Origin of the sequence: Nocardia niigatensis NBRC 100131 (genome assembly GCF_000308655.1) — a bacterium.
GTDB lineage: Bacteria > Actinomycetota > Actinomycetes > Mycobacteriales > Mycobacteriaceae > Nocardia > Nocardia niigatensis.
The window spans coordinates 1-7,930 of the sequence record NZ_BAGC01000100.1; the positions used below are offsets into that span (position 1 = coordinate 1).

Here is a 7,930-nt window from a genome sequence, read left to right on the forward strand (position 1 = left end):
GTTCGATCCCGCCCGGCCGCTGTGGGAGCTGTGGCTGCTGCCCGGCCTGCCGGACCAACGGGTCGGCGCGTTCTTGAAGCTGCATCACGTCCTCGCGGATGGCCCGGCCGCGATGGCCGCCTTCGGGGCGCTGCTCGACCGGACCGCCGACGCGCCCGTCGATGGTGCACCGCCGTGGACGCCGACGCCCACCCCGTCCACCGGTGAACTGCTCCGCGACAACCTGCGACGCCGCCGGCACGAACTGGGGATTGGGTGGTCGGGCCTTGTCCATCCGAGCAGAACACTGCGCCTTGCGCGCCGCGCGTTGCCGGCCTGGCGGGAGGTGCTCACCGAAAAGCCTGCCCCACGAACCAGCCTCAACCACCCCGTAGGCCGCGAGCGCCGACTGACCATTGTCCGCGGCCGCCTCGACGCCATCAAGCTCGTCGCCCATGTCCATCACGCCACGGTCAACGACGTGGTGCTGACCGCGGTTGCCGGTGGCCTGCGCCAGCTGCTGGCAAGCCGCGGCGAGGATGTCCACGGGCTCGTCCAGCGCGCGATGGTGACCATCTCCCACCACGAAGCGCGGCCCGGGGAAGCGCAAGGCAACACGCCCGGATGGATGATGGTGCCGCTGCCGATCGGTGAGCCGGACTCGTTGTGCCGGCTGACGTTGATCGCCGCGGAGACAAGCGCACGGAGAGGCAGGGCTCGCCCCGAGGCAGGCAGCGGGATCTTCAGATTCGTTGCCGGCCAGCGCATCTGGTACCAGCTGTTTCCGCGGCAGCGGTCAGTGAACCTGGTCGTGAGCAACGTCCCGGGTCCGCCGATGCGGCTGTATCTCGCCGGCGCGCCGCTGCTGGAGGTGTTCCCCGTGCTGCCGCCCATGGGCAACCTGACACTTGTCGTCGCCGCCCTGTCGTACGCCGGCCAGCTCAACTTCACTGTCGCCGCTGACCAGGACAGCTGCCCGGACGTGGAGGTGTTCGCCCGCGGGGTGCGCGATGCACTCGATGACCTCGCGCAACCGATCCTGGGGTCTGAGACGGGCGGTCGGGCCGGTGCCACGGAGTCGGTACCGACGCCTGACGCACCGGTCACGCCGCGTCGGTCACCCCGGTGATCGATCCCGGCGTCAGCGGCCGGAACCTGGTGCGGTGCAGAATGTCCGCTTCTAGACCGATTCCAGTGTGTTGGGGGAGAGAGCGCGAAACCCGCACAACGTTCAGCAACTGCTCACGGAGTGGCCGGGCAGCCTCGGCGAGCACAGCTTCTGCTCTGGTGGGAATGCCCGGTGATGGATGGTCATCGGCGTCGAATTCCTTCAAGCCCATGGCCGTCCACAGAATCCTCACGCCGCGGCTGTGGTCTTCCTGCAGTCCTCGGATGTGGAACCAGACCTGATCCATACGCCACATCGCCAAGATCTCGTCGAGCAGTCCCAGCCGCCAGGCACGTCCGTAGAGACCGCCGATCACGTCCCAGGGGTCCAGGATGATCTGGCGTCGCCGAACCTCATGGTCGACCAATCGTGGCGCCACGCAAGTTCCCGCGTCCTATGCGCAGGTTGATCCTGGCGATGCGGGCCGCGGCGGAAGGGTGGGTCAGCGTGAAATGCGGATCGTGTCTTCGGGCAAGCGACAGCAGGGTGTCGCGGAGCGCGGGGCCATAACCCAGGTCGACGGCCACTCGGTCGCACAGGTATTCCTGACGCCAGTTGAGCCACATCATCGGAAACAGTTGCAGGACGCAGAGTACGGCCAGGGCGACGGCGACGCGGACATCGACGGCCGGGAGCATCAGCGCTACCAGGGTGGCGAAGGGGATCGGATAGGCGATCAACAGGACGAGGGCGTGGTACACGGTCCATCGATCCCGCCGGGGCAACGTTTCGATCAGTAGTTTCGTCGGGCCGCCGAAGAGTTTGAGGGCCGGTGTCGCGCACAGTATTTCGATTGCCCGCAGAAGCCAGCCGCCGATCACATGATGCCCGAGCTCATGCGCGACCACAGCCCGCAACTCGACCGGGGGCAGCTCACGGACCGCGGATACCGATACCACGACCAGGCGATGCGGTTGGGCGTGGGCGGGCATCCCGCGTGTTTGGGATTCTTCCCGCACCATCAGTCGCAGACGGGATTCGGGCATGCCCGCCGCGCGCAGCACATCGTGCCGAGCCGCGATCAACGCCGCGAGGGGCTCCTCGTACTTCCGCGGATACACCGCCTCGTCGTGGTGTCGTGCAGCCGAGCGCCGACGACTTTCGTCATCCGGCAGTACCCGGCAGAGCAGACGCATGAACAACCAGGCCGCGCAGCGTATGACCCCGACGGCGATGGCCGCCCACAGGCCGACCCACACCGCGAGACTCCGGAGAATGACCAAGGTCGCCGCGGCCCAGGGCAGCACTACCAGTAGGCGGATGAGTGGTAGCAGTCTCGCCTCGAGAAGCGAGAGGCCGCCGAACCGGTATTCTGGTGTGGCCGAGGGGGATTCGAGAGACATGGCGGATCAGCTCTCCGTGCGGGTGAGGCGCTGTGTCCTAGCGCTCGCGATCACTTCACGATACGAACCGGCCGAGCGGCCGCGTAGCCCCCAGTTCGAATGGGCAGGGCCACGATCCCTCCCTGCGCCCAACCCCACCAGCTCCTCGCAGTATGAGCCGGACCGCCGACAGATGCGGGCCCGATCACCGGGAAACCAAGGTGTCAATCCTCTTGGGCGGGAACCAATTCCACGGAACGGGCCGGAAACGGTAGCAGCCGGGTGCGTTTTCTCCGATCTTCGCCGCGGCACTCACCGCGAATCAGGGTGCCTGAGCGGACGAATTCCGGGTTCACCCCGATGCGCGCCAAACCCTCTGCGCGACAAGCTGAATCCCGGGTCGGGACACTGTCGATAAGGAGTTACACGCATGGCTCAACGGTTGCTGGTCGGTCTGGGTACTGCCGCTCTGATCGCCGCTGCGGCTGGCGCGCTCGCCCCGGCGGCGAACGCCACGGACCTGGCCGAAGGGGTGTCGTGCAACGATCGCAGTTGCCGCAACGACACCGACGACGTCTACCGCGTGCAGGCCCGGGTGCAGTGCACGGGCACCGTTGGCCCACACGAGATCTCGTTCTTGGTCAACAGCCACTCCACCCAACATGTCAGTGCCTCATGCCCGGATGAGTGGTTGTTACGCCACCACGGAACCATGGACTGGAACAGTGTGACGGGCATCGACTACCTCAGCGCCACGGTCGACAACAGCAGCCGTCGCCCGGCTCCCAACGGGTCCTGATCCGGACGATATCGCCCCGAGCGCGCACCGCCGAGGAGTCCGCATCGTGATCGTCCGCGCTATGCGGTCGATCTCGGTGCGGCGGTATCCCCAGCGTCGGGTGTAGGCAACGAGAATCGCCCCGCACACCGCGCGATCGAGTCATTCGGTCATTTGCTCAACCAGCTGCCGGATTCCCGATCGTGCAGTACGTGGTGTCAGTCTTCTTGGGCGAGAACCAATTCCGCAGTCGGGTCGGGGGATCGGGGTGCTGCGGGCGGGGCGGGCATGGCTGGGCCCATGACCGTCTCCCACCAGGGGCGTAGGTGGCTGGGTTCGGGCCAGTACACGACGGGGGTGTCGGATTCGTTGGTGGTCGAGGCAGGGGCGGTGTCGGTGGTGGGGGCCATGAGAACTTCCCAGAGGGGTTGTCGATCGGTTGGTCGGTCAGGCGGCGCGGGCTTGGCAGCGGGTCCGCCGCCATCGTGGCTGTGCTCGGCGCGGGCGGTGGTCGGCGCCGGCGCTGGCTGCGGGGTAGGGGATGACGCGGGTGGCTTCGGGTCCGCGGTTGGTGTCGGTGGCGGTGTAGATGACCGGTTGGCCGGGGGTGAGGGTTTTGTAGCCGGGGACTTCGATCACGTGGTAGTCGACGAACACCGCGGGCCCGCGGGCGGGGGCGAGGAAGCCGAAGCCTTTCGCGGTGTCGAACCAGTCCACGCGTGCCGCGCGCCAGCGCGGCATTTCGGTGTCGGTGTGGGTGGGGTCGGCCGGCGAAGTGGTGGTGGTGGTTTTCGTGGGGGTGGTCATCGGGCGTGCTCCAGGCTGTGGTCGCCGACGATGGTGTCGGTTCGGCTGGGCGGGTGGGTTATGTCGTGATCGTTTCCAGGAGTTCGTCGACCGCGGCCAGCGAGGACCAGGGGTTGGTGGCGGTGTGGCCGGGGTGGGCGTCGGACCAGGCGAGGTAGGCGTCCTGCTGCGGTGACCAGCGCACGTGGATCTCTCCCAGCGCGAGCGGCTGGTGTGATTTGCGGGTTATCTGTGGTTTCTGGGACATGGTCGGCTCTCCAGGCTTCGGGTTTCCGCGCTGGTGCGGGGGCGGCTGCTCTCGCATGGCCGGGATCGGGTGCTCCCGGGTTCCGGCGGGCGGGCGCGGGCGCCGGAACCCGGTGGTGGTGGTGTGGTCGCAGGGCGTCGGCCAGGGCGAGGGTGCCGCCGGTGATGGTCGCCAGGTGCACCAGGATCGGGGTGCAGGCCAGCACGGTCAGAATCGAGTGAACGGTGTGCGAGGACATCGGTAGTGGTGTGCACGGGTCGAATGTCGGATAGGACAACAGTGCCCGGCGCAGGCTGGACCGGGATCGGCGCCGGGCCGGCGAGCGGGTCACAGGACCGGTGGGTCGTCCCAGTCGTCGTCGGGGTAGCCGCCGTCGAGCCAGGCGTGCTCGCGGGGGCGCGGGGTGATGGTGTTCTGGTCGATGAGGTCGGCCACCGTGGCGGTGTCGAAGGCGGCGCGGATCTGTTCGGCCAGCGGATGCAGGGCGGTGGTGTCCACGCCGAGGTCGTGGTCGGCCTCGCGGACCAGGCGGGCCTGCTCGGCGTGGTCGCCGTCGGTACCGGCCGGGAAAACGGTCGTGATGTCAACCATGACAGTTGTCCTCCCTGTGCAGAACGCGTCGATACGGGCGGTGAACAACAACGAAGGGGCCGGGTGGGCCCGGAAGACACTGGCTGACCGGACCCACCCGTGGACGGAAGAGTCTGACGGAAGAGAATCTGATGGACATGTGTGCCGATCGCGTGTGGACCGGGATCTGCTCGGTCCTGCCTGCGATGCCTGTCGAAAGGCTCTGCACGCACCGTCGCCGAATCCGGGAACGGTGGCAGGTGCTCATCAGGGTGCAGGCTCGGGGGTCGATGTGACCCCGGCGCGCACGCGAACCGGTTGTCGCTGCTGTTGTGGAACGGGCATCACCTCCTGAAAGCGCCGATCATCGAATCGCAACTCACCCTGCGGGTGGGGGCGGGCCGCGCCCACCCGGGGCGACCGGCTCGGGAATCCGGCCGCCCGGACCGGCGCCCGATCCCCGGGCGACGCGCCGGCACAGCCGGGGATCGGGTGCCGGTCCCGGTCGCGGGGGTCGGGGCAGCACACCGCGGAGGATGTCGTCGACCTCGGCGAACAACTGCTCGAGGTCGGGATCCAGCGCGAGCAGACGCTCGTCGAGCCAGGAGATCTGCTCGGCGCGGGTGCCGGTCACCGCAGCCATGATCGGACCTGCCTGTGGCATGTGCGTCAGGCCGCGGGTCAGGCGTTGATGGCCTGACGGTCTTCGGCGCGGGTGACCTCGATCTTGCGTGGTTTGGCCTTCTCCGCGATCGGGATACTCAACCGCAGCACGCCGTCTCTGTAGTCGGCGCGAATCGCGTCGGTGTCGAGGTTCTCGCCCAGAAACAGCTGGCGGGAAAACACTCCGCGGGTGCGTTCCGCGGCGATCATCGACCGGCCCGGATCCAGTTCCGGGCGTGAGGCCTTCACGGTGACCACATTGCGTTCGACATCCAGGTCCAGCGAATCGGGGTCGATACCGGGCAGATCGAACTCCACGAAGAACTCGTCGCCGTCGCGCCAGGCGTCCATCGGCATCACCACCGGCCGCGCCGGTGTGCCGAAGACCTGCTGCGTCAAACGATCCAGGTCACGGAAGGGATCGGTACGCATCAGCATGGTCGCCACCTCCAACTCACTCCATTCTCGATCGAAGAGGACTCAGATAACCTCTGTCATCTGACAGAGATATTATTTAGCACTTGAGACAGTAGAGTGCAAGAGCGTGAGCTAGATAATCTGTAGGCGGTAATCGATGAGCGAGAAGGACCAGGAAAACACCACGATGCTCGGACACCAGCCCCCCAGCCATCTGCCGCCGGCGGGGCAGGCGGTGTATGCGATCTCGGTGGCCGCCGAACTGGCCGGGGTCGGCGTGCAGACCCTGCGCCTCTACGAGCAGCACGGACTGATCAACCCCACCCGAAGCGCCGGCGGCACCCGCCGCTACAGCGGCGCCGACCTCGCCCGCCTGGCCCGCATCACCGCCCTGACCGGCCAAGGCATCAACCTGGCCGGTATCGCGCGCATCCTCGACCTCGAAGACGCCAACACCGCCCTGACCGCCGAACGCGACCGCCTGCGCGACCACCGCTGATCGACCGTTTCCGTCGAACACCCGATGCCGCGTTGCCAGCCGGCCCGCATCCGGGAGATACGGCTGCACCGTCGCAAGAAGACCGCGACCTGCAGCACGTACCGTGCGCACGGCAAAGTCAAGCCTCGGAAGGTCAGCGATATATCGCCGCTGAGCAGGATCGACGCCGAACCTCGATGGATTTTCGGGGCGGTCAGCCCCACGGCCGTCACCGACGACGACCCGGCGGCGACGGACGCGGAGCGGCGTGCGGTCGCTGCTGCGGCCGTCACCGCACCCGCCGACACCATAAACCCCCGCAGTCGCAGCCGTGGCCGAGGTCGGCATCGACATCACCGGACAGACCCGAAAATCCTCACCGCCGACACCTCGACCATCGTGGTCACCATGGGCTGCGGCGACACCTGCCCTACTTCCCCGGAATCTCCTACCGCGACTGGAAACTCGACGACCCCGCGGACAAGGCATCGACGCGGTCCGCCCCATCCGCGACCAGATCGAAGCCCACATCCGCGACCTGCTCACCGAACTCGGACTCGATCCCCGATGACCCCGGCCGTCGCGCCGCACGCACGCATCAACCACCGTGACATCCGGCCAGGACATCGGCCCACCTTTGACGCTCAACGAACCGGCAACCGCGAACGGCGTTCCGCCGATAGCCGGACCTGGCCGCAACGGCCGACCGAACGCGTCCCGGAGCGTACCGTCCTGCCTCAGCCGGTGCCGTCCTGCACCGGATAGTGGATGATGACCGCACCGCCGGTGGCGTAGTTGGCGACATCGGCGGCCACCCGCTGGCCGTGCTGCGACGCCCGCGCCGCGGCCATGGCGGCGGCGTCGGCGAAGTCGCCTTCGAAGACCGCGAAATACGGCGCTTCTCCCTTGGTCGCCGCCACGTCGAAGCTGTATCGCCACGCAAGTAGGCCGGGCCAATTCATGACCAGTGGAAGGTGCTTGGTCACGTAGTAGTCGCGGAAGTGGTCAGGGTCGGCGGGCTCGGAATATAGGACCACCAACTTATGCATGACGACCTCCGTCCAGATCGGGGTCGGCGGGCTTGGAATACAGGACCACCAACTTATGCATGACTGCCTCCCGCATCGCTAGGTGCGGGACATCGGGATTCGGGTGAGGACGGAGGTGGTTTCGAGGAGTGCGTAGGAGTCGGTGGCCAGCCAGCGCGGGAGGTGGCCGATGAAGGCTGCGACGTCAGGGAGGGCCATGTGGGTGTCGACCGCTGCCTGATCCGCGTAGCGTTCGCGGATCAGGTAGCGGCCCGGGCGGGTCGGGTCGCGCCAGAATCCGTAGTCGAGCACACCGGGCTCGGTGGCCGCGGCCTTCGCGAGAGCGGTGATGGCGGACTCGAAATCGGCGGTGTGTGTGAGTGCGATGTCCGGTACCGCGGTCAGTTGAATCGTCATATGCGCAGGTTAGGGCTTGATGTGTGGTCGAGGGAAAGACCGGGACGGGATAGACT

The 7,930-nt window shown here is 67.3% G+C and carries 13 protein-coding genes and 1 pseudogene; 4 read left to right on the plus strand and 10 right to left on the minus strand.

The window, feature by feature from the left end; all coding sequences use genetic code 11:
- On the plus strand, positions 1-1,108 hold a 1,108-nt coding region (locus ON33_RS31015), incomplete at its 5' end, for a wax ester/triacylglycerol synthase domain-containing protein (protein ID WP_051153155.1).
- Here ON33_RS31015 and ON33_RS31020 read toward each other — a convergent pair.
- Together ON33_RS31020 and ON33_RS31025 are read right to left on the minus strand one after the other, a co-directional pair.
- Positions 1,083-1,514 carry a hypothetical protein gene (locus ON33_RS31020; protein ID WP_157184797.1) on the minus strand — a complete coding sequence of 144 codons (432 nt, stop codon included), beginning with the start codon at positions 1,512-1,514 and terminating at the stop codon, positions 1,083-1,085. The genes ON33_RS31015 and ON33_RS31020 overlap by 26 nt on opposite strands.
- Positions 1,501-2,490, minus strand: coding sequence for a M48 family metalloprotease (locus tag ON33_RS31025; RefSeq protein ID WP_083869423.1), 990 nt, complete (start codon positions 2,488-2,490; stop codon positions 1,501-1,503). Before ON33_RS31025 ends, ON33_RS31020 begins: the two co-directional genes overlap by 14 nt.
- 409 nt (positions 2,491-2,899) lie before the next feature.
- On the opposite strand from ON33_RS31025, the gene ON33_RS31030 reads away from it, so the two are divergent.
- On the plus strand, positions 2,900-3,268 hold the full coding sequence (locus tag ON33_RS31030; protein WP_040862702.1) for a hypothetical protein: 369 nt from the start codon (positions 2,900-2,902) through the stop codon (positions 3,266-3,268).
- A 197-nt stretch (positions 3,269-3,465) separates the two neighbouring features.
- On the opposite strand, the gene ON33_RS41790 is transcribed toward ON33_RS31030, so the two are convergent.
- From ON33_RS41790 to ON33_RS31055, 6 genes are all read right to left on the minus strand, one after another.
- Entirely contained in the window at positions 3,466-3,657 is a 192-nt protein-coding gene (locus ON33_RS41790) for a hypothetical protein (RefSeq protein WP_157184798.1), read from the minus strand.
- Positions 3,658-3,694: 37 nt separating this feature from the next.
- On the minus strand, positions 3,695-4,054 hold the full coding sequence (locus ON33_RS39140; RefSeq protein WP_063711102.1) for a cold-shock protein: 360 nt from the start codon (positions 4,052-4,054) through the stop codon (positions 3,695-3,697).
- A gap of 58 nt (positions 4,055-4,112) precedes the next feature.
- Positions 4,113-4,301, minus strand: a complete 189-nt coding sequence (locus ON33_RS31040) for a hypothetical protein (protein WP_040862703.1) — start codon at positions 4,299-4,301, stop codon at positions 4,113-4,115.
- Positions 4,302-4,628: 327 nt separating this feature from the next.
- Entirely contained in the window at positions 4,629-4,892 is a 264-nt protein-coding gene (locus tag ON33_RS31045) for an Rv3202a family protein (protein WP_040862704.1), read from the minus strand.
- Between the two features lie 358 nt (positions 4,893-5,250).
- Entirely contained in the window at positions 5,251-5,514 is a 264-nt protein-coding gene (locus ON33_RS31050; RefSeq protein ID WP_040862705.1) for a hypothetical protein, read from the minus strand.
- 38 nt (positions 5,515-5,552) lie between these two features.
- Complete coding sequence (locus tag ON33_RS31055) at positions 5,553-5,987, minus strand: Hsp20/alpha crystallin family protein (RefSeq protein ID WP_040862706.1); 435 nt, start codon at positions 5,985-5,987, stop codon at positions 5,553-5,555.
- A 151-nt stretch (positions 5,988-6,138) separates the two neighbouring features.
- On the opposite strand from ON33_RS31055, the gene ON33_RS31060 reads away from it, so the two are divergent.
- Positions 6,139-6,450, plus strand: coding sequence for a MerR family transcriptional regulator (locus ON33_RS31060; RefSeq protein ID WP_040862707.1), 312 nt, complete (start codon positions 6,139-6,141; stop codon positions 6,448-6,450).
- A 261-nt stretch (positions 6,451-6,711) separates the two neighbouring features.
- Positions 6,712-7,000, plus strand: a pseudogene (locus ON33_RS43650) (low molecular weight phosphatase family protein); the annotation flags it as partial.
- 166 nt (positions 7,001-7,166) lie between these two features.
- Here ON33_RS43650 and ON33_RS31065 read toward each other — a convergent pair.
- Positions 7,167-7,478 carry an EthD family reductase gene (locus ON33_RS31065; protein WP_040862708.1) on the minus strand — a complete coding sequence of 104 codons (312 nt, stop codon included), beginning with the start codon at positions 7,476-7,478 and terminating at the stop codon, positions 7,167-7,169.
- Between the two features lie 78 nt (positions 7,479-7,556).
- On the minus strand, positions 7,557-7,874 hold the full coding sequence (locus tag ON33_RS31070) for a putative quinol monooxygenase (protein ID WP_040862709.1): 318 nt from the start codon (positions 7,872-7,874) through the stop codon (positions 7,557-7,559).
- Positions 7,875-7,930: the final 56 nt, after the last annotated feature.